The sequence below is a fragment of the Acinetobacter sp. WCHAc060006 genome (assembly GCF_004209135.1).
GTDB lineage: Bacteria > Pseudomonadota > Gammaproteobacteria > Pseudomonadales > Moraxellaceae > Acinetobacter > Acinetobacter cumulans.
Genome location: NZ_SGSS01000040.1, coordinates 1 through 20570, shown reverse-complemented (window position 1 = coordinate 20570; position 20570 = coordinate 1). Strand labels below are relative to the sequence as shown.

Annotated in this window: 18 protein-coding genes, 2 tRNA genes and 3 pseudogenes; 11 read left to right on the top strand and 12 right to left on the bottom strand. The window is 39.3% G+C overall.

Annotated elements, in window-relative coordinates:
• Positions 1-1003: pseudogene (locus EXE29_RS15935) on the top strand (IS3 family transposase); the annotation flags it as partial.
• An 836-nt stretch (positions 1004-1839) separates the two neighbouring features.
• Here EXE29_RS15935 and EXE29_RS15930 read toward each other — a convergent pair.
• A tRNA-Asn gene (locus tag EXE29_RS15930) sits at positions 1840-1915 on the bottom strand.
• Between the two features lie 251 nt (positions 1916-2166).
• Between EXE29_RS15930 and EXE29_RS15925 the strand changes: the two genes are divergently transcribed.
• On the top strand, positions 2167-2625 hold the full coding sequence (locus EXE29_RS15925) for a hypothetical protein (protein ID WP_106985892.1): 459 nt from the start codon (positions 2167-2169) through the stop codon (positions 2623-2625).
• A 45-nt stretch (positions 2626-2670) separates the two neighbouring features.
• Here the strand turns inward: EXE29_RS15925 and EXE29_RS15920 are convergent, their stop codons facing one another.
• The 3 genes from EXE29_RS15920 to map all read right to left on the bottom strand — a co-directional run bounded on the left by EXE29_RS15920 (position 2671) and on the right by map (position 5784).
• On the bottom strand, positions 2671-3105 hold the full coding sequence (locus EXE29_RS15920; protein ID WP_117007526.1) for a PaaI family thioesterase: 435 nt from the start codon (positions 3103-3105) through the stop codon (positions 2671-2673).
• A gap of 324 nt (positions 3106-3429) precedes the next feature.
• Positions 3430-4656: a pyridoxal phosphate-dependent aminotransferase gene (locus tag EXE29_RS15915; protein WP_117007527.1), complete on the bottom strand. Its 1227-nt coding sequence runs from the start codon at positions 4654-4656 to the stop codon at positions 3430-3432.
• Between the two features lie 300 nt (positions 4657-4956).
• Positions 4957-5784 (bottom strand): type I methionyl aminopeptidase, encoded by an 828-nt coding sequence (map, locus tag EXE29_RS15910; RefSeq protein WP_117007528.1) that lies wholly within the window; start codon positions 5782-5784, stop codon positions 4957-4959.
• Between the two features lie 207 nt (positions 5785-5991).
• Here map and rpsB point away from each other — a divergent pair, with 207 nt between their 5' ends.
• The 6 genes and pseudogenes from rpsB to EXE29_RS15880 all read left to right on the top strand — a co-directional run bounded on the left by rpsB (position 5992) and on the right by EXE29_RS15880 (position 10561).
• Positions 5992-6738, top strand: a complete 747-nt coding sequence (gene rpsB / locus EXE29_RS15905; protein WP_106985888.1) for a 30S ribosomal protein S2 — start codon at positions 5992-5994, stop codon at positions 6736-6738.
• Positions 6739-6879: 141 nt separating this feature from the next.
• A complete protein-coding gene (tsf, locus tag EXE29_RS15900; protein WP_106985887.1) occupies positions 6880-7758 on the top strand; it encodes a translation elongation factor Ts in 879 nt (292 codons plus the stop codon).
• Between the two features lie 181 nt (positions 7759-7939).
• The gene (locus tag EXE29_RS15895; protein ID WP_120365014.1) at positions 7940-8479 is read left to right on the top strand and encodes a DUF3465 domain-containing protein; all 540 of its coding nucleotides are present in this window, start codon (positions 7940-7942) and stop codon (positions 8477-8479) included.
• 88 nt (positions 8480-8567) lie between these two features.
• Positions 8568-9402: pseudogene (locus EXE29_RS15890) on the top strand (AraC family transcriptional regulator).
• Between the two features lie 143 nt (positions 9403-9545).
• Positions 9546-10247: an AzlC family ABC transporter permease gene (locus tag EXE29_RS15885; protein WP_120365013.1), complete on the top strand. Its 702-nt coding sequence runs from the start codon at positions 9546-9548 to the stop codon at positions 10245-10247.
• A 2-nt stretch (positions 10248-10249) separates the two neighbouring features.
• Complete coding sequence (locus tag EXE29_RS15880) at positions 10250-10561, top strand: AzlD domain-containing protein (protein WP_120365012.1); 312 nt, start codon at positions 10250-10252, stop codon at positions 10559-10561.
• A 99-nt stretch (positions 10562-10660) separates the two neighbouring features.
• Here the strand turns inward: EXE29_RS15880 and EXE29_RS15875 are convergent, their stop codons facing one another.
• The 8 genes and pseudogenes from EXE29_RS15875 to EXE29_RS15840 all read right to left on the bottom strand — a co-directional run bounded on the left by EXE29_RS15875 (position 10661) and on the right by EXE29_RS15840 (position 17705).
• Positions 10661-11116 (bottom strand): Mpo1 family 2-hydroxy fatty acid dioxygenase, encoded by a 456-nt coding sequence (locus EXE29_RS15875; RefSeq protein WP_120365011.1) that lies wholly within the window; start codon positions 11114-11116, stop codon positions 10661-10663.
• Positions 11117-11315: 199 nt separating this feature from the next.
• Positions 11316-11930, bottom strand: coding sequence for a septal ring lytic transglycosylase RlpA family protein (locus EXE29_RS15870; RefSeq protein WP_106985882.1), 615 nt, complete (start codon positions 11928-11930; stop codon positions 11316-11318).
• Positions 11931-12216: 286 nt separating this feature from the next.
• On the bottom strand, positions 12217-13215 hold the full coding sequence (mltB, locus tag EXE29_RS15865) for a lytic murein transglycosylase B (protein WP_117007532.1): 999 nt from the start codon (positions 13213-13215) through the stop codon (positions 12217-12219).
• 21 nt (positions 13216-13236) lie between these two features.
• Positions 13237-14380, bottom strand: a pseudogene (rodA, locus tag EXE29_RS15860) (rod shape-determining protein RodA).
• A gap of 127 nt (positions 14381-14507) precedes the next feature.
• Positions 14508-15161, bottom strand: coding sequence for a hypothetical protein (locus tag EXE29_RS15855; RefSeq protein ID WP_120365010.1), 654 nt, complete (start codon positions 15159-15161; stop codon positions 14508-14510).
• Between the two features lie 26 nt (positions 15162-15187).
• The gene (queF, locus tag EXE29_RS15850; RefSeq protein ID WP_117007534.1) at positions 15188-16000 is read right to left on the bottom strand and encodes an NADPH-dependent 7-cyano-7-deazaguanine reductase QueF; all 813 of its coding nucleotides are present in this window, start codon (positions 15998-16000) and stop codon (positions 15188-15190) included.
• On the bottom strand, positions 16000-16773 hold the full coding sequence (locus EXE29_RS15845) for an ABC transporter permease (protein ID WP_117007535.1): 774 nt from the start codon (positions 16771-16773) through the stop codon (positions 16000-16002). Before EXE29_RS15845 ends, queF begins: the two co-directional genes overlap by 1 nt.
• Positions 16770-17705 carry an ABC transporter ATP-binding protein gene (locus tag EXE29_RS15840; protein ID WP_106985877.1) on the bottom strand — a complete coding sequence of 312 codons (936 nt, stop codon included), beginning with the start codon at positions 17703-17705 and terminating at the stop codon, positions 16770-16772. Before EXE29_RS15840 ends, EXE29_RS15845 begins: the two co-directional genes overlap by 4 nt.
• Positions 17706-17883: 178 nt before the next feature.
• Here EXE29_RS15840 and EXE29_RS15835 point away from each other — a divergent pair.
• From EXE29_RS15835 to EXE29_RS15825, 3 genes are all read left to right on the top strand, one after another.
• A tRNA-Arg gene (locus tag EXE29_RS15835) sits at positions 17884-17959 on the top strand.
• Positions 17960-18123: 164 nt separating this feature from the next.
• Positions 18124-19353 carry a tyrosine-type recombinase/integrase gene (locus EXE29_RS15830; protein WP_117007536.1) on the top strand — a complete coding sequence of 410 codons (1230 nt, stop codon included), beginning with the start codon at positions 18124-18126 and terminating at the stop codon, positions 19351-19353.
• Positions 19354-19594: 241 nt separating this feature from the next.
• Positions 19595-20570, top strand: a 976-nt coding sequence (locus tag EXE29_RS15825; protein WP_120365015.1) for a tyrosine-type recombinase/integrase, incomplete at its 3' end; no start/stop codon positions are given.

The window sequence follows — 20570 nt, the reverse complement described above, 5'->3', positions numbered from 1 at the left end:
AACACGGCATGAGTAATGCTACCTTTTATAAATGGCGTGCCAAATATGGTGGTATGGATACATCATTAATGGCTCGACTGAAAGAGCTAGAAGCCGAAAATACCAGACTTAAAAAGATGTATGCGGAAGAGCGATTAAAGGCCGAAATCATCCAGGAAGCGATGGCAATGAGCAGCACTGCTGCGCAAGGGTAAAGCCATCTTGCCGGCGTAAGATGGCACAACAGGCAGTTGCCCAGCATGCCATTAGTATTCGTTTGGCTTGTAAAGCATTTGGCATTAGTGAAACCTGCTACCGCTATCAAGCCAAACTCAGCGATGACAATGCACTCATTGCTGAACAGCTCATTGAACTCACTGAGGAAAATTCCGATTGGGGCTTTGGTTTGTGCTTCTCGTATTTACGGCATGTTGAGAGTTGCTGCTGGAATCACAAGCGGGTTTACCGCATTTACTGTGAGTTGGCACTGAATCTGCGTATTAAACCGAGAAGAAGACTAAAACGGCATGCGCCTGAACCATTGAAAGAACCAATCCGAGAAAATCAGGTTTGGTCATTAGATTTTATGCATGATCAGCTTTCCGATGGTCGCAAGTTTCGATTATTGAATGTGATTGATGATTACCGCCGCGAAGGCCTAGCCATTGAAGCAGGGTTCTCATTGCCCACAATCAGGGTTATTCGTACGTTGAATCAATTGCTGGAGTGGAGAGAAAAACCGTTAGTGATCCGATGCGATAATGGTCCCGAATTTATCAGTCACGAATTTGTGCGCTGGGCTACTGAGCACGGTATTCGTATTGAATATATTCAACCGGGTAAGCCACAGCAGAATGCGTATATTGAACGCTATAATCGGACCATACGTTATAGTTGGCTGAGCAAGCATTTATTTGATACTTTGGATGAAGTACAAGATTATGCAACAAACTGGTTGTGGCATTACAACCATGAAAGACCACATCAAGCTAACAAAGGAAAGCCACCTCTAATGGCTGCTTAACCTCTACTTTTAACTTCGGTTATTTATGGGAGGATTACCGTATCTTTTGACTGTAGATTATCAGCAACCGTTTACTGCAAAAGGGGATCAGTTAAAACGTTATAAATACACATTGGCATTTAACGTTGTTGAATAACATGATCATGAAAATGCTGACTTGAAGTCGGCATTTTTTTGAATCAATAGGGCATGTGATATCTAACTTGAGTTGAGAGAAGTTTTTAGACTGTTGTTACAAGTTTTGTTGTTGGTTTTATGGTTTAAAAGGGTTGTGGGTTTATATTGAAACTTTGACAAAGATTAAAAATATGGTTATTTTCTCTATATAGAGCAATATAAGTGGGACTTTACGCCCATGCGATTGCTTTATGTTGCAGTCAATGCAACCAAAAAAACCGCATTTATGCGGTTTTTTTTGTTTTTCTTAGCTATTTATCAATATTGGTATTTTGCTGACAAGTCGTAAATTTTATTTAATCAAAAAAAATGCTTGTTAAATACGATATTGCATAATCTTGCTAAAATGTTTTTTAAAAATTGATGCTAAATTTAAGCAGTATTAGACTTTTCTCATAAATCATTTTTTACTTTTTGAAAGAACTTTATTTTTAAGGCTGGGTATTGGGTGGGTGTTAAATCTGTTGAATTGAGATGTTGAGAAACACTCTGTTTGGTTTGTTGCTTGTTTAGCATTGTGTTGTAAGGATGTTGGATTTTTTGAGCTAGAGTGCAAGTTAATCGTGAGTAAAGATGATTAAAAGGAATGAAAAGAAAGAAAAGTAAAAATAATAGTTAATAAAAAAACCGTTTCGCAATGAACGGTTTTTTTAAGTATTTGGCTCTCCCACCTGGGCTCGAACCAGGGACCTGCGGATTAACAGTCCGTCGCTCTACCGACTGAGCTATGGGAGAATCTGAGTGCGATTATAAGGACATTTGAGGGAGGGTCAAGAAGAAATTGCGATCTTTCGTTGATATTTGATTTGGATGTTGTTTATTTGCGCAAAAGAATTTAATTTTACTGAAATGTTAAATGTGGGCTTGCAAAAATAAAATTCAGTTGATAGTCTGAATTTAACAACAGAGCGTTTAGGCGAAAGCTTAGACAGTGTGGATTTAAACCCAACTTGCCAGCACTAAAATGGCTAAATAGGAGAAAGCGAATGAATACGCTTAGCATTTCTCAAATCTTCTCAAATTTCAAATTCTATCAAGACAACTACTTGTCGATTATTGCTGATCAAACTCAATATCAAACACCTGTAGAAGGTGCGTATGTTAACGTTTGGCCTTTGGGTCATCGTGACTTGCAGTTGGGTGATTTATTGCAATTATGGTTTAGTGAAAAGTGGTTAATTAATGCCTCTTGTCATTTGCGCTTTGAACATAAGGATGACGGCCGTCGCATTCCCTTGCAGCGTGATCATGATCTGTTTTTATTTCAGTTGGCGGGTAGTGCACTCTCTGGTTCAAACCGATCAAAAGTCTGGTCTGTGTCTGAACAGAAAGTGTTAAGTGTTGAGCTAGATAGCACACTCAAATATTATTGCTTTCAGAAAGGTAGCAATCGAATTGATTTGACGCAGCATCAATTAATTCGTGCATTGCAGTCCGCTATTTAAAGTTAAAAATTAAATGCTCGCATGACCATGCGAGCAGAAAACTTTTTAAGGATGAATAATCATGCATGTTGCAGTGGCATGTGCATATATCTTTCCTTCAGCATCAATAATTTTCCCTTCCGAAATGGCTAAATTTTTACTGATATTAATTAAATTACCTATTGCTAGTAGCTCTTGGTTTTTAGGGATTGGGCGACACATTTTGACATTGAGATCAATCGTGCCATAGCCGATACCAGCACCTAATGCTGAGTGTACGACGCATCCTGTGACCGTATCTAATACCGTTGCGGCAAAGCCACCATGTACCCCACCAAGTGGGTTTAAATGGCGCTGATCAGCTTGTACAACAAACTCTACATGACCTTGTTCAATCTTTTGCGGTTGCATAGGAATGATTTCACTAATGCTTGCTGGTGGAATTTGGCCTTGCATCATTGCCTTTAAAATTTCAAGTCCAGTCATTTCTTTTATATTCATTGCTATTTCTCGAGATAAATTAATTTTGTGGTTGGTTGTGGGTTCTAAAAAGGAACTGGTTTGAATAACATAGCTGAATATATAAAAAGAATGCAAATTCAATATTTGAATGCAAAAGTCAATTTTAAGTTTTTAGGTTTTGTATTTGAGTTAATTTTTTTGGAAAAAAGGCCAAATGAGCTTACTGATCTAGCTTGAATCGTGAATTTCATTTAATTGGTTGTGTGGGAAGATGGAGTGCTTTGATTTATCTCATGACTTATGAGTAGGTATAAAAAAACCCGCGAAATTCGCGGGTTTTTCAAATTTGATATTTAAATCAAATTATTTTTCAGCAGCAATTGAAGCAATCGCAGCATCTACGCCTTCGATTGAATCAGCAGCTTTCTTAATACGTGCAAGCGCATCTACAAGTACTTCGTCTGCAGTTGCATAAGAAATACGCATGTAACCACCTAGACCAAATGCATCGCCAGGAACTACTGCAACACCAGTTTCTTCCAACAACCATGCAGAGAATTCTGTGCAAGATTTTAAACCTTTTGCACGAATTAAAGGACGGATGTTTGCGTATGCATAGAATGCACCGTCAGCAGGAAGGCAAGTGATACCATTGATGTCGTTCAAACCTTTCACAACTAAGTCGTGACGGCGTTTGAATGCTTCAATCATTGGCTCAAGAACGTCTTGAGGACCATTCAATGCAGCTTCTGCAGCAACTTGTGAAATTGAAGTTGGGTTTGAAGTTGATTGAGATTGGATTTTTTTCATCGCACCAATCAGTTTAGCAGGGCCCGCTGCGTAGCCGATACGCCAGCCAGTCATTGCATAAGCTTTAGATACACCGTTAAGAACGATTACACGGTCATAAAGGTCAGGCGCTACAGTTGCGATGTTATAGAATTCGTCGTCCCAACGGATTGGTTCGTACATATCGTCAGAAGCGATATAAACTTCTGGGTATTTACGAAGAACTTCAGCCAAAGCTTCTAATTCGGCTTTAGTGTAGATCATACCTGTTGGGTTTGATGGGCTGTTTAAAACAACTAAACGAGTTTTGTCAGTAATTGCTGCTTCTAATTGAGCAGGTGTGATTTTGAAGCGTTGTTCTTCACCACATTTTACAATTACAGGCACGCCTTCAGCGATGATGACCATGTCAGGGTAGCTTACCCAGAATGGTGCAGGGATGATCACTTCATCGCCCTTGTTTAACAAAGCAAGTGCTAAGTTGAAGAATGACTGTTTACCACCACAAGAAACCAAGATTTGGTTTGCTGCATAGTCAAGATTATTATCACGTTTTAATTTTGCGATAATTGCTTTTTTAAGGCCTGGAGTACCGTCAACAGCTGTATATTTTGTAAAGCCGTTGTTAATTGCTGCAATTGCTGCATCTTTGATGTGTTGTGGTGTGTCGAAATCAGGTTCGCCAGCGCCCAAACCAATAACGTTTTTACCCGCAGCTTTCAATTCAGCTGCTTTGTTCGTTACAGCAAGAGTTGGGGACGGTTTGATGGCATTTACACGATCAGAGAGACGTACGTCCACGGCAGTATTCCTTCTTATAGGGATTAAAAATTAAAAAGCACATTATCTTAGCCTAAAATGGTGCATAAAGGGGAGTGTGAATTGGCTTAATCATAAAAAAGTCTACATAAATTTTGAAAAAGCATAAAAATGAAGTGGAGACTTCAACTTATTTTGAATTTTTAGCCATTAATATGAATATGGATAAAAGAGAACTACAGATTAAATCTAAATTTTTTGAGAAAAATAGAGTGATATACCATTTCACATGCGCAATAAAAAAGACCGCAACAGGGCGGCCTTTTTATGTTTATCTCACACTTAGTTTTGGAAGCGTGATAAATCTTCTTCTGGACGTGCAGTTAATACTTCAATACCCGTTTTAGTCACTAAAATCGTATGTTCGTATTGAGCAGATAAACTGTGGTCTTTAGTTACCACAGTCCATTTGTCACCAAGAAGTTTAGTTTTCCAGTCACCACCATTTACCATAGGTTCAATGGTAAAAGTCATGCCTTCTTCTAAAATCATGCCTGAATCTGCTTGGCCATAATGTAATACTTGTGGCTCATCATGGAACACTGTGCCGATACCGTGACCACAATATTCACGTACTACGCCAAAACGTTCAGATTCAACATATTTTTGAATCGCATGGCCAATGTCACCAATGGTAGAACCAGGTTTAACAGTTTCCATACCACGGTACATTGCTTCTTGAGCTACTTTACACAAACGGTTGGCCAAAATAGATGTTTCACCACCGACGATATACATCATGTTGGTGTCACCATGATAACCATCTTTAATTACAGTCACATCAATATTGAGGATGTCGCCTTTTTTCAGCACTTTAGATTCAGATGGAATGCCGTGGCATACCACGTGGTTAACAGATGTGCAAATTACATGCTGAAACGCTGGGCGACCAGGCGCTGCACCGTAACCTAAACATGCTGGAATAGCATCTTGTTTGTTGACAATATAGTCATGACAAATCGTATCAAGTTCGAGGGTAGTCACACCTGGAACAATATGCGGTTTGATCATATCCAAAACTTCTGCAGCCAGCCGACCAGCCACACGCATTTTTTCAATTTCGTCTGGAGTTTTAATTAAACGGCGGGGAGCTTCGTAAGTACTGTTCATGATCTCTAAAAACTTTTGGAAATTTGTATGTGACTATGGTATAAATAGCCGCCCATTTTATCAAATGCTTTTTCGTGAATATCTTTCACGAGCTTTGTGCGATGGGGCATTAAAATCCGCACATATATCGACACATATCTCTGGGTGCCTTTTTAGGTGGAGAATGCGGGTATATGGAGGCCTAACCCAAACTTTAAGGTAAAGAAAATGGCAGATTACAACGTAAGCATGCGCGACCTTCTTCAAGCTGGCGCTCACTTCGGTCACCAAACACGTTTTTGGAATCCAAAAATGCGCGAATACATCTTCGGCGCGCGCAACAAAATTCACATCATCAACCTTGAGCACACTGTTCCTGCGTTAAATGATGCTTTGAACTTTGCTAACAACTTGGCTAGCAAAAAGAACAAAGTTTTGTTCGTTGGTACAAAACGTGCAGCTTCTGCAATCATCCGTGAACAAGCTCAACGCGCAGGTCAACCCTACGTTGATCACCGCTGGTTGGGTGGTATGTTGACTAACTGGAAAACTCTTCGCCAGTCAATCAACCGTCTAAAAGACCTTCAAACTCAATCTCAAGATGGCACTTTCGCTAAGCTTACTAAACGTGAAGCTTTAGAACGTACTCGTGAGATGGAAAAACTTGAACGCGGTCTTGGCGGCGTTAAAAACATGGGTGGTTTACCTGACGCATTATTCGTAATCGACGTTGATCACGAAGCTATTGCAATTAAAGAAGCTAAAAACCTTGGTATTCCTGTAATCGGTATCGTTGATACAAACTCTAACCCAGACAACGTAGACTACGTTATTCCTGGTAACGACGATGCGATCCGTGCAGTTACTCTTTATGCTTCTGCTATGGCTGACGCGATTCTTGCTGGTAAAGAATATGCTCAATCACAAGCAAATGCACAAGCTAAAGGCGAAGAAGCTCCTGCTTCTGAGGCTTAATGCGTTTGACGTGAGCTTGTCATTTTTGCGACATGTGATGGTGGCAAAGTAAGCGTTATGTATGCAGGCGGCCCATGAGATACCTCTGGGCCGTTTCTGTTCTAAAAAGAATTCATTTTCTACCGTATTTAGGAGAATAACATGACTGCAGTTACAGCAAGCATGGTTAAAGAATTGCGCGACCGTACTGGTCTTGCGATGATGGAATGTAAAAAAGCATTAACAGAAGCGGGCGGTGACATCGAATTAGCGATTGACAACCTTCGTAAATCTGGTCAAGCAAAAGCAGCTAAAAAAGCTGGTAACATTGCTGCTGACGGTGCGATCACTATCGCTCAAGAAGGTAACAAAGCGCTTCTTTTAGAAGTTAACTGCCAAACTGACTTCGTTGCTAAAGACGAAAACTTTGCTGGCTTCTCTGCTAAAGTTGCTGCTGCTGCGCTTGCTGCAAACGTAACTGATGCTGCTCAAATTGCTGAATTAAAACTTGAAGATGGCGCTACAGTTGAAGAAGCTCGTATTGCTCTTGTTCAAAAAATCGGTGAAAACATCCAAGTTCGTCGCGCAACTATCGTTGAAGGCGAAAACCTTGCTGTTTACAAACACGGTTTAAAAATCGGTGTTGTTGTATCTTACACAGGTGACGAAGCTACTGGTAAAGGTTTGGCAATGCACGTTGCTGCGTTCAACCCAGTTGCTGTAACTGAAGCTGACGTTTCTGCTGATCTTATCGCTAAAGAGAAAGAAATCGCTGAAGCTAAAGCACTTGAATCTGGTAAACCAGCGAACATCGTTGAAAAAATGGTTACTGGTTCAGTTCAAAAGTACCTTAACGAAGTTGTACTTGTTAACCAAATGTACGTAATTGACAACGACAAGAAAGTTGCTGAAATTCTTAAAGCGACTTCAACTACTGTAGCAAACTTCGTACGTTTCGAAGTTGGTGAAGGTATTGAGAAAAAAGCAGAAATGAGCTTCGCTGACGAAGTTGCTGCTGCTCAAGCTGCTGCTGCACAATAATTTTTTGCGATTTCGCTAAAAATTAAGTGTTAAAAAAAGTCCCCACTGGGGGCTTTTTTTATGTTTGCACTTTTATATGAACATTATTTTAAGTTTTGTAAGTTTGCAGCAAAATTGTGCATTTAGAATGTGATGAACTGCTTTAAGATAATGAGCAAATAGAGGAAGAAATAGATTAAAAATGGCGAATAAAACACATCTTGGAATTGGCTCGGTCATCGTTTTACTGATTGCAGCATATTTGGGTTTAGATGTAGGGTCTAAATCAGAGCAATCTGGATCGCAGCAGGTATCTGTAGCTGAACAGGCAAATGAGTCCAAAGTTCAGCCAAAAGAAACGCCTAAAACATTTGATCATCAAAAAAATACAGATACTGTATCGCAGGATGACCTTGCAAAAATTCAGCAAGCCTTTGCTCAACAGAAAAGTAATGTACAGGTGCAATCTGTCGGTACAGTTAAAGCTGTGTTAAAAGATGATAACGAAGGATCGCGCCATCAAAAATTTATTTTAAAGTTGAATAATGGGCAGACAGTATTGGTTGCACATAATATTGATCTTTCACCGCGAATTGATCCTTTGCAAAAAGGAGATACTGTGGAATTTTATGGTGAGTACGAATATTCGGCGCAAGGTGGTGTAATTCATTGGACGCATCATGATCCAAATGGTCGCCATGTGGATGGTTGGCTGAAACATCAGGGTAAAATTTACCAATAATTGTATATTTTATGAGGGGGAGAGCAATATTGTTCTATGCTTTTCATACGTTCTTGCTAATGTAAATTCTTAGCGCATAGGAATGAGTATGCAAGATACTAATGTGATTGAGTTTGTAGATTATTGGCATGTCCAAGAGTTGGGAGGTTTAGAGCTCTTAAAAGCATCCTATCAACAAACACATTTTTCAAAACATACATATGAGGGCTATTGTATTGGTTTGATTGATGAAGGTGCGCAATCATTCTTACGTACGGGCTCTCAACATATTGCACCCAAAGGTGACATTATTTTAGTCAATGCTGATGAGGTGCATACGGGATCATCGGCTGTTGAAACGGGTTGGTGTTATCGAGCTATTTATCCAACACCTGAAATGATCAAAGAGATGAGCTACGATTTTTTTTAATGAGCGTAGTATGGCACCTTGGTTTCCTGAAGCTGTCATACATGATCAGGGGCTAGCTGAACAATTAAATTTACTCTTTGACTTGTTAATACAACCTAAAAATGTGTTGTTTAAACAAAGTTTATATGTGTCAACTGTGGCCTATTTGTGCAGTAAGTATGCTAAACAAAAACAACGACTTAAAATATGCACCGAGGTGCAGGTTAAAATAAAAATTATCCAAGATCTTTTGGTCGCTGAGCCAGAAAAAGAGCACCAGCTTGTGGATTTAGCGCAAATGGTGGGCTTAAGCCAGTGGTATTTGTTACGACAGTTTAAAAAGCATACAGGATTGCCACCACATGCATGGCTCATCCAGTGCCGTTTACGTAAATCATTAAAATTATTAAAACAGGGTCAAGAGATTGCCATTACAGCGCAATTGTGCGGATTTTCAGATCAAAGCCATTTTAATCGACATTTTAAAAAATCCTTAGGCTGTACACCTGCTCAATATACATTGCATCATAAATAAGATGATCTTGTGTTAAGACAAATCAAGCTTATTCAACGTGTGCTTCTACTATTTGAATAAATACATGAGCAATTTTGTACAAGTATCACACGTGCTGAAGTTGCATATTGGCAAGGTCACAATGTTGAATTGAGTCGTTGGCGATGAATAGGTCAGATTGTAAGGATAATAAACACCCATCTTTAGGTTTTTTGCAGGGCATGAAAGATATATTGCCATTATCAATTGCTGTTATTCCTTGGGCTGTGCTGGCAGGTTCTGTTGCTGTGCATGCTGGATTAACATTTATGCAAGCCTTAGGAATGTCAGCATTGGTATTTTCTGGCACTGCGCAACTGGTCAGTTTAAGTATGCTGACTGCAGGCGCATCAATTTTTAGTATTGTGTTAACTATTTTTTTTCTCACCAGTCAGCATTTTGTATATGCATTACAACTTCAAAAAGACATCGGTCATAGGCCACTTATTCAACGCATCACGATTGGCTTTTTACTGACAGATGAGCTATACGCGACAGCAATGTTAAAACATCACCGTCCATATTGGTATTTACTTGGGGCTGGCTTGAGCTTTTATGTCTGTTGGGTGGGTTTTAGCCTTGTAGGAATACGTTTGGCTACTCGGATTCCCGATTTAAATAGCTTTCATTTGGAATTTTCGATTGTGGCCATTTTTATTGTGATGGCGATTCTTCTCATTAAAAATAAAATTGCGATCGTTGGGATATGTGTTTCTGCTGTTATGGCCATTGTTTTAACGTGGATGCAATTGGATGTGGCGATTTTACTTGCTGGGTTGAGCGGTATGTGTGTTTCAGCATGTCTCGATACATTGCAGGAGGCTTAAACATGAGTTGGGTATTATTAATCAGTCTTGCAATGGTGATATTTTTTAATCGTTATCTTTTTTTGGAGCCGAAAACAGGTGTTGTTGTGCCTAAATTTATGATGTGTATGCTGAAATATGCTGCCCCCTGTTTAATGATTTCAATTGCAACACCTATCGTGTTTTTTGATCATGCTACATGGAAAGGCATGGGGCATAATGAATATATTTATGGTGCTATTTTTTGCATTTTAATAACAGCAATCACCCAAAAAATGCTCCTCGGTATTGTGGCAAGTTTATTGTTTTTTTATGGATTGCTGTATTTATTTTAACTTTGCTTAAGCCCTTCGAATTGCATATTGAAATAGACTAAAAAAGCTGAAAAATACATTTTAAAAAGTAATTCTCAGCATAATTAAAAAATATATGTACTAAATGCTCGTCATTTGCGTTTTATGGCGTATTTCCCATTTTGCGCTAACTTTACCTAGGTATGCATCTAGGCACCAAATAGGGCCAATCAGGATAAATTGAAGATCTTTAAAGAAAGAAGGTTTTTTCCCTTCAACTTTATGTCCATAAAATTGGCCAATCCATGCCAAAACAAACAGCGAAATATATAAACCAAAGCCCTTCGGTAAGAGAAAAATAAGACATGCCATGACCAAGGTGAGGGCAGCCATTGCAATGGCTAATACCACATCTAAACGCGCATAAAAAATGAGGGCTAAAATAAACACCAATGCCGCCAACAACACACTAAAATTAGCCAAGATGCCGATGATGGAAAAGTAGATGGTTGGCACGCAGACCCAATGCATTAATTTATTAGTGGGATCTTGGTGGCTTTCGCTATATTCATCAAACCATTCCTGAATAGTTTTCATTGCGATGTCCTTCGCGTAGTTTAATCGGGTATGGCTAAAAATATAATTCAGTTTGATGTGTTGGTCAAAACGAAGCTAAAAAATGTTGGATCAAGATAGGGCGGAGCTGATATACGTGAAGCCCATATATAAACACAAGATATAAAAAAAACCGCATAAGCGGTTTTTTTGTTAAATGTATGCAAATTCATAGGGAGCCTTATGAAGATGGACCATCTACACGTTCAATATTGACTCTTGCTGTACCACTGTTGGTAATGCCGAGTTGTTTTGCAGCACCATAAGACAAGTCTAAGATTCGGTTGCCGTGGAATGGACCACGATCTGTTACTTTTACAACAATACTTTTGCCATTGTTTTTATTCGTTACACGAATAAAGCAGTTGAGTGGCAAGCTACGATGTGCTGCTGTCAATGCATTCATATCGAATGTATCACCACTGGCAGTTTTACGACCGTGGAATTGACGACCATACCATGACGCTGTACCTGTTTGGCTAAAGCGACGTACGGTGTTTGATGCAACATCGTTCAGTTTTTCAATCACTGAAGGCTCGTCTTCAGGAATTTCAATTTTAGCAGCGATTGTTTCGCGACGAATTTTATCGCCAGAACGCTCAGTGATTGAAAGGCTGCTTAGGTTTTTAAAATTTGAATTAAAGCTCTGTGCTTCTTTGTTGAGGGCACGAGCGGCTAGACGTGAATGATCATTATCATTATTGAATGATGATGATTGAACCATCTCAGCTTGCGATTGACTCAGGGCAACTGTGGTAGCGACCGCTAAGATATATTTAATAATCGACGACTGCATTGTTTATCTCCCAAGGACATTTAGCATGAATCATTCAAGTGATTGATATTCATAACAACATGTCTGATATTTCACTTTTGCAACTACATTTAACGAAATGGATAATATTCATCCTCCGATTCCGCTGTCTAGTGTTTAATTAAAATAATTTAAAATTGTACGAAAAAATAACATTTGTTGTATAAAAAATAATCAATAATGTAACAAGATATGTAGAAAGTGCGAAATGTGATCAAATTGGCTAAAAAAAATGTTGACATTTTTTGTCAGTTTTAAATTACAAGCCTTATTGGCTTGTAATTTCGTTACCTAGGAGCCATAAAGCAGTGGCATACATACGACTTTTGTTATAGGTGGTAATGACTTGAAAATTGGGGTAGGTAATGTAATAAATTGGCCCATAACTGTCTTGCAATTGAATGACATTCACAAGATCTAAGTCATCTATTTTTACGATAGGATTCAATGGGCTAATGCCTTGAGCCTTTAGCACACCGTAGGGTACGGGCTGTGTTAAATCTTTAGAAATAACGCTATCTGGATTATTGCCAGCATAACGGGCTGCAAATGCAATCGGTTGGTCACGTTGCCAGCCATGTTGTGCTAAATAATTTGCAATCGAGCCGATGGCATCTACAGCGGAATTTCTAAGGTCAACATGACCATTGCCGTCGTAGTCGACACCGAGTTTGGCTACATTGCTCGGCATAAACTGTGGGTAACCCACTGCGCCAGCGTATGAGCCAACTACCGAGTTGGTTGGAATCCCATCGCGGTATGACCAAGCGATTAAAGCTGCTAGCTCATCTTGGAAATAAGCAGCACGACGTTCATAGCCAAAACCTAGGGTTGCGAGCGCATCACGGGTCACGAATGAACCCTTATTTGAGCCAAAACCTGTTTCTACACCTAAAATGCCTAAAATGACTGATTGTGGAACTCCAAATTGTTGTTCAGCACGATTGAGTGTGTCGGAATATTGTTGTTTAAAGCGGACACCACGCTGAATCGTGCTGTTGGCTAAAAAGTTGGTTTTATAGTCATACCATGGTTTGCTTTCACCAGGTCTGTTCATAATACTAATAATGTTGGGTATATTTTTCGCACCATTCATCGCCCAATCAACCTGTTCGGCTGTTAAACCATAGGTTTGCATGGTTTTTTGTTTAAAGCTGGGGTAAGCAGGGTTGGATTGAAAATCGTTAGCTTGGCAAAAGCTGGTCAGCGATAACGCGCCAGTAATTAATAAAATGCTTTTCAGTTTGTTATAAAAGTGTGTATGCATAAAAACTCAATTCCACGAATTTTATTTGTGGGTGTAAATCGACATGACGATGCCAAAAGATGCCATCAAAGTAATGATTGCAGTTCCGCCATAACTTATGAACGGCAGAGGAATACCCGTTACAGGTAATATACCGCTAACCATTCCTGCATTTACAAAAATATATACAAAAAAAGACAAACCTAAGCCACCTGCGAGCAATTTTCCATAATGATGAAAGGATTGCATACTAATTTGCAGTGTTCGTAAAATAATGGCCAAATAAAGCGAAAATAAAATGATGATGCCAATCAGTCCAAATTCTTCAGAAAAAGCAGCAATAATAAAATCTGTATGTCCTTCAGGTAAAAAATGAAGGTGAGACTGCGTGCCATTTAAATAGCCTTTTCCAAAGAATCCACCTGAGCCAATGGCAATTTTGGATTGAATAATGTTCCAGCCTGCACCTAATGCATCTGCCTCAGGATTAAATAAAGTCAGTACTCGGGTTTTTTGGTAGTCATGTAATAGAAACTCCCAAAGCATAGGGACAATAATAGAAATGAGTGCCGTTGCACTACCAATTAATTTCCATGACAAGCCACTTAAAAATAAAAATCCCACTTGCTAAGACCAATGCAGATGTTCCTAGGTCAGGTTGTTTTGCAATCAAAAAGAATGGAATTAACGTGAGTAATAATGCTTTAAAAATTCTACTCAAAGCAGGCGGGATAGATGCTCTCGATAACATCCATGCAGCGGCCATGGGCATAGCAATTTTCATAAACTCACTGGGTTGCACACTGCCGAATCCGGGGATACCAATCCAACGCTTAGCGCCAAGGCGGACTTCACCAAATGCAAATACTGCAAATAGGCACAACAAACCAAAAACATAAAAAAATGGTGATAATGCTTGGTAAATTTTAGGTGGGATTTGTGCTAGAAAAAACATGACGGCAAATCCAATGCCGAAACTCATGGCTTGTTTTAAAACCATAGACGTATTTTGACCTGAAGCACTATATAAGGTCATTAAGCCGAGACAAGCAGTCAGCAGTATAAAAAGGCATAGCCACGGATTTAGATGAATACGTGTGAAAAATCGATGCTCATTTTTGATACTGAGCCCATCGCGTGGAGAATGGCGTAAAAATTTTAGCTGAATATCTGATTGTAAAGGCATAATCGTTATCATCCGTCCACATGAAGTTGGGCGCGATGCTATCACGTGATCTGTTCTTCATCCGTGATAGTATGGTTATTCATACAAAAAAACCTAGCTAGGCTAGGTTTTATTTGAAAGATGATACTTAGTTCGAATTGAACATATCGTCATGTGCTTCAGCAAGTGCTATAAGTTCATCTTTGGTCAAATTTGGGAAGATTTTATCAATTGCAATATGGATGGCTTTAATCACAGCAGATGAGCCGATATCCGCTGCTTTGCGTTTGATCATGCCCAAATCTAAAGTTTTATTAAAATCATTCATAAAATGACGTACGGCTGCTTCTGCAAATTGTTTATACAATTCTGCAAGTGCAGCTTTATTTACATCTGCGCCACTTTTGATTTCAGCAAAGCTATTTTTAAGGTTGGTTACCAAGCTTGTATCCAGGCTAAAGCCGACACGATGTGAACCAGCTGAATCTTTAAATAAGCTCCGTTCAGAAAATTCAATCGATTGTTTAACTACATCATTCGAAGCTTTGCTTAAAAGTTGTTTCAGTAATACTGCAACTGTGGACTTTACGTAACCCGCTAATTTCTCGGCGGTATCACGTTTGTCGCTGGCTGGGAATAGATGTACTGGAGCTAATATTGTCGCTCCAATAATTTCTTCGTTAATCAGCAGAGCAGTTTTATCACGTAGTGGATAAAGTGTTTCGCTTGAATTTTTCTTTGCATGACCTTCTTGAATACTGCTGAGAAGTTCCTCTGAAGGAATAAAACCAAAAAATGGCATCTTATTAAACCTCAATGTTCTTTATTTTATTGACGCGCCAATCGAATTGGGCGAGGCATCCATGTTGGGTCCGATACACGGCAAGGATTAATGTCTAAACCACCGCGACGTGTATAAGTGGCATAAACCATCAGTTGTTCTGGTTTCAGGTTCTGCCATATATCAGCATACATTTGTTCTACACATTGCTCGTGAAAACCATTGTGCTGACGGTAAGAGATAATATAGGCCAAGATACTTTTGTAACAAGGCTTTTTACCCTTATAACGTATAAATACAGTGCCCCAGTCCGGTTGTCCAGTGACTGGACAGTTACTTCTTAATAAATGTGAATAAAGTTGGACTTCAACGTGCTCATCACTTGCATCAAATTGTAATAAAGAGGCATCAGGATGTTCTTCTAAGCGCTCCGGTTGAAGCGTATCAATACAAATACCTTCAGGTTGTGCAATGGCTAAATCATTAGCAGCAAATAGATCAATCGTCACAGGTGCTTCGGCAGCTTGTGATAAATCTTTCTCTACGGTTGCAATAAAGGCATCTTTAGAGTCGAACTTGGTAAAGTTCATACTATTAAAGTAGAGCTTTAATGATTTAGATTCGATGAGATTGGTTGATGATGCAGGTAAAGTGAGTCGGCCAATTGCAACTTGTGGAATGCCCATTGCATTGAGCCATGAAATTTCAAAAACATGCCACCAGTCTTTACCTTGTTGAATGCCTTCAACATGTGCATAAGTCTCACGTGCAGGTGCACGAGCGATCGGGAATAGAATATCGGGCTGATATTCAGTTGGGTAATTGGTGTCTTTACCTAAAAGTGATTGTTCTACAGTCATTATTCACGCATTCCTGAACCGCGGGAGAGGAGTTGATAAGCTACGGTATACAACACAGCACAGCAGGCTGTAATAACAGTCAATGAAATAGCAACATTGACATCGCTATGGCCCAAAATACCATAACGAAAAGCGTTGACCATGTATACCACAGGGTTAATTAAAGAAAGATTTTGCCAAAAAGGGCTTAATGCTGAAATTGCATAAAATACGCCACCTAAATAAGTCAGTGGTGTGAGTACAAAAGTTGGGATAATGGATATGTCATCAAATGATTTTGCGTAGACAGCATTGATAAACCCGCCCAATGAGAAAAGTAGGGAAGTGACTAATACTGTATATATAGTTACAAACCAATTGGTAATATATAAGTCGGTAAAAAATAGGCTCATTGCAGTAACAATAATACCGACCAATACACCACGGCAAACACCACCAATCACATAGCCACATAAAATCATATGCAACGGTACTGGGCTCATAATCAGCTCTTCAATGCTTTTTTGAAATTTAGCACTGAAAAAACTGGATGATACATTGGCGTAGCTGTTCGTAATCACTGCCATCATAATTAGGCCAGGCACAATAAATTGCATATAGGTAAAGCCACCCATCGTACCGATACGTGAACCGACTAAATTGCCGAAAATCACAAAATACAGACTCATGGTAATTGCAGGTGGAAGTAGTGTTTGTGGCCAAATCCGCATGAAACGGCGGATTTCTTTATAAACGAGGGTATAAAGTGCGACTTGGAGCTGGGAGAAATTCATTGTGCTGCGCCCTCAAGATTTTTTTCAACCATTTTTACAAAGAGTTCTTCTAAGCGGTTTGATTTATTGCGCATACTACGAACTTGAATATTCTGTGCTTGCATCAGCTGGAATAAATCATTCAAATTGTGAGATTTATCCATGGTCACTTCAAGTGTCATAGGGTCGACCAAATTAAAACGCACACCAATAATATCGATCAGAAGTGGTTGAATAGGCTCAGCTAAATCAAAAATAAAGGTTTCTTCATTTAACTGGCTTAAGAAGCCTTTCATGCTGGTATCTTCTTTAATCACACCGCGGTCAATAATTGCAATGCGACGGCACAGTACTTCAGCTTCTTCTAAATAATGTGTGGTGAGAATGATGGAAGTGCCTTTTTCATTTATTTCTGTCAGGAAGTCCCACATTGAACGGCGCAATTCAATATCGACACCTGCTGTTGGTTCATCAAGAATTAACAGTTTTGGTTCATGCATCATGGCGCGGGCAATCATTAGGCGGCGTTTCATACCGCCAGAAAGCATACGTGCTTGAGTGCTACGTTTTTCCCAGAGACCGAGCTTTTCTAAATATTCTTCTGCACGTTTTTCTGCAATTTTTTTAGGAATGCCATAATAACCAGCTTGAGTGACTAAAATGTCGAAGGTTTTTTCAAACTGCCCAAAATTAAATTCTTGAGGAACGACACCTAGCTGTTGTTTTGCATGTGAAGGATGGGTATCCAAGTTATGGCCAAAAATCTCGACTGTGCCAGAAGTTTTTTTGGTCAAAGAACTGATGATGCTAATCGTGGTTGATTTGCCTGCACCGTTTGGGCCAAGTAGGGCATAAAACTCACCTTCGGGCACCGTCAAATTAATGCCTTTTAAAGCTTGAAACCCATTTTTATAGGTTTTTGACAGTTCCCTGAGTGTCAGTGCATCAGTCATGTGGTTCTCACTTGGTGAATAATGTGGTTATTGTGAGCGATCTAGGCAAATAAACCAAGTAAATGGGATGGAATTCTGAGTTGCAAATATAGAACTTTGTACAAAGCGTAGACACTAATATGCAAGACTTATATATAGTTGCTTTACCTGAGAGAATTTTTTGATATGATGTGCACGCGCGCTCATAGCTCAACTGGATAGAGTACAGGTCTCCGAAGCCTGTGGCGTGGGTTCGAGTCCCGCTGGGCGCACCATTTCACTGTTTTACCTCATCCGAAGAAATACGAAAATCATTAAAAATAAATAGCTTACGTACTTCTATTGTCCGATAATGTCCGAAGGCGTTTTAGGATACCGTAAAGTTTTACGGTATTTTTTACGGTATATCCCGTTTCTTGCAAAAATATACCGTAAAAAGATGCCTAAACTCGTTGTTAGTCTTACTGACTCAAAAATTAAATCAGCAATATCAATGCAAAAGAAATCATCTGAAAAAAATATTAAGCTTTCAGATGGTGGCGGCCTTTATCTGTTATTAGATACAAAAGGTGGGGCATATTGGCGCTTTGATTATGTTCGCCCAATTACAAAGAAAAGAGCTACTATCGCAATTGGTGTTTATCCAAGCTGTACATTAGCATCAGCACGTGCAAAACGAGGCGAGTTCAGAGAACAGCTTGTTCAGAATATTGATCCTGCCATGCAGAAAAAACGAGAAGCTGAAATAACGCATAAAAAAAATACTTTTAAGCTAATCGCAAATGAATATCGTAAAACAGAAGAGTTGGAGCCTAGCACTCAGCGAAGGAATCAATTTGTTTGGGATAAGTTGTATGCTGCAATTGGAGATTATCCGATAGACAGTATTACACCATCGCAAATTTTAGAAGTGTGTCGTATATACGAAAGGCAAGGTAAGACAGATTCAGCAAAGCGTATGAGAAGCAAAGCATCCCAAGTCTTTCGTTATGCGATTGCTTTAGGCTTATGCCAATTTAATGTGGCAGACCAAATCAGTGGGATTTTAAAAGTTGGTAAAACCAAGCATAGATCTGCGGTCACAGATGAGCAGTTGTTAGGACAGTTATTAAGGAATATTTATAATAGTGTTGGTCGGGGTGATATCGCGATAGATTATGCTGTAAAAATTTTACCCCATGTTTTTGTACGTCCAGGAGAGTTGAGGGGCGCGAAGTGGGCAGACATTGATTTTGAAAATCGAGTTTGGAAATACACTCCTCCTAAGACGAAGAATCAGACAGCATTACAGCATATTGTTCCTCTGTCAGATCAAGTAATAACCTTATTTAAAGAATTACACCAGATGACAGGTTATACCGAGTATTGCTTTGTATCGATGCGAGATCAGTCTAAAACGATTAGTGAGTCAACTATTAACAAGCGGTTAAAGCAATATGGTTTTGAAAATGGTGAAACGACAGGTCATGGCTTTAGGGCTACAGCCAGAACTTTATTGGATGAGGTATTAAAGTTTCCTATCGAAAGGATTGAACAGCAACTTGCTCATCAGGTTCGTGATATGCATGGCAGAGCATACAACCGTACAAAGTATTTAGAAGAGCGTACAGTGATGATGCAAGCATGGTCTGATTATTTGGATCAATTAATGTATAAAAATGTAGAGTAGTTAATTTAATACATATTAGCGAATTTTAGTTTCAGTTAAGTTGCCGCCACCTCCACCAAAATTCTTTCCGAAGTAGTCCATCGGAATATAAAAAAAGACTTTAAAATCAATGTTTAAGGGCTTTTTTATTGGCTGTATTGTCCGATACTGTCCTAAGCGATTTGACCCTATTTTTGCTTTGTGTGGGTAAAAATTGGCAAAATTTACCCAGAAATTAACACAACAAATTCTGGTTAAAGATATGTCACTCACAGATGCAGAATGTAGAAAAGCCCAACCGAAAGACAAGCAATATCGTCTATCAGATTCACATGGTTTATCGCTGATTATTGCGACTAAAGGTCAGAAGTATTGGAATGTCCGCTATACTGTTCATGGGCAGCGTCAATCTGAGTCACTAGGACCATACCCAGAACTTAGTTTGAAAAAAGCTAGAGAAATGGCTTATGAACTTAAGTATAAACATTCAAAATCAGTACTTCATGAGGACATAAAGCCTTTTTTTAAAGAAGTAGCTGAAGATTGGTTTGAGAACCAGAAAGAAACGTGGTCCCCGAAGCACATTAGCAATGTCAGAGCATCTCTAGATGAATTGTATCTTTCATTAGAAAATAAGCGTATTAATCAGATTCAAGCACCTGAAATTTTACAGATCATAAAAAAGATTGAGGCAAGAGGCTCACTTGAAGTAGCCAAACGTACCTTATCTCGCTGTGGCATGGTCATGAAGTACGCTATTGCACACGGCTATCGCTACGATAATCCTGCAGGTGATTTGGTCTATGCACTAAAAAATAAGCGTGTGAAAAATTTAGCATCATTACCTGCTTCAGATATGCCTGAATTTCTTAGACGTATTAAAGCCTATCCTGCCGATGCTCAAACGCATCATGCGATTATTCTGATCATGCTTACAGGCGTTCGGGTAAGTGAGTTACTGCAAGCACGTTGGGATGAATTTGATGTAGATGATCGTAAGTGGGATATCCCTGCTGAGCGTATGAAGAACGGTTTACCCCATCGTGTGCCTTTAACAGACATGATGATCGATGAGCTTCAGGCATTACGTTTAACACATAACCAGAACTTATTATTCCCACACAGATTAAATAACAAAGAGCCTATGCGTAGTGAATCGATTTTGGCTGTGATCAAGCGGTCTGGCTATGCGGGTCGAATGACAACTCATGGCTTTAGATCACTATTCAGTACGGTGG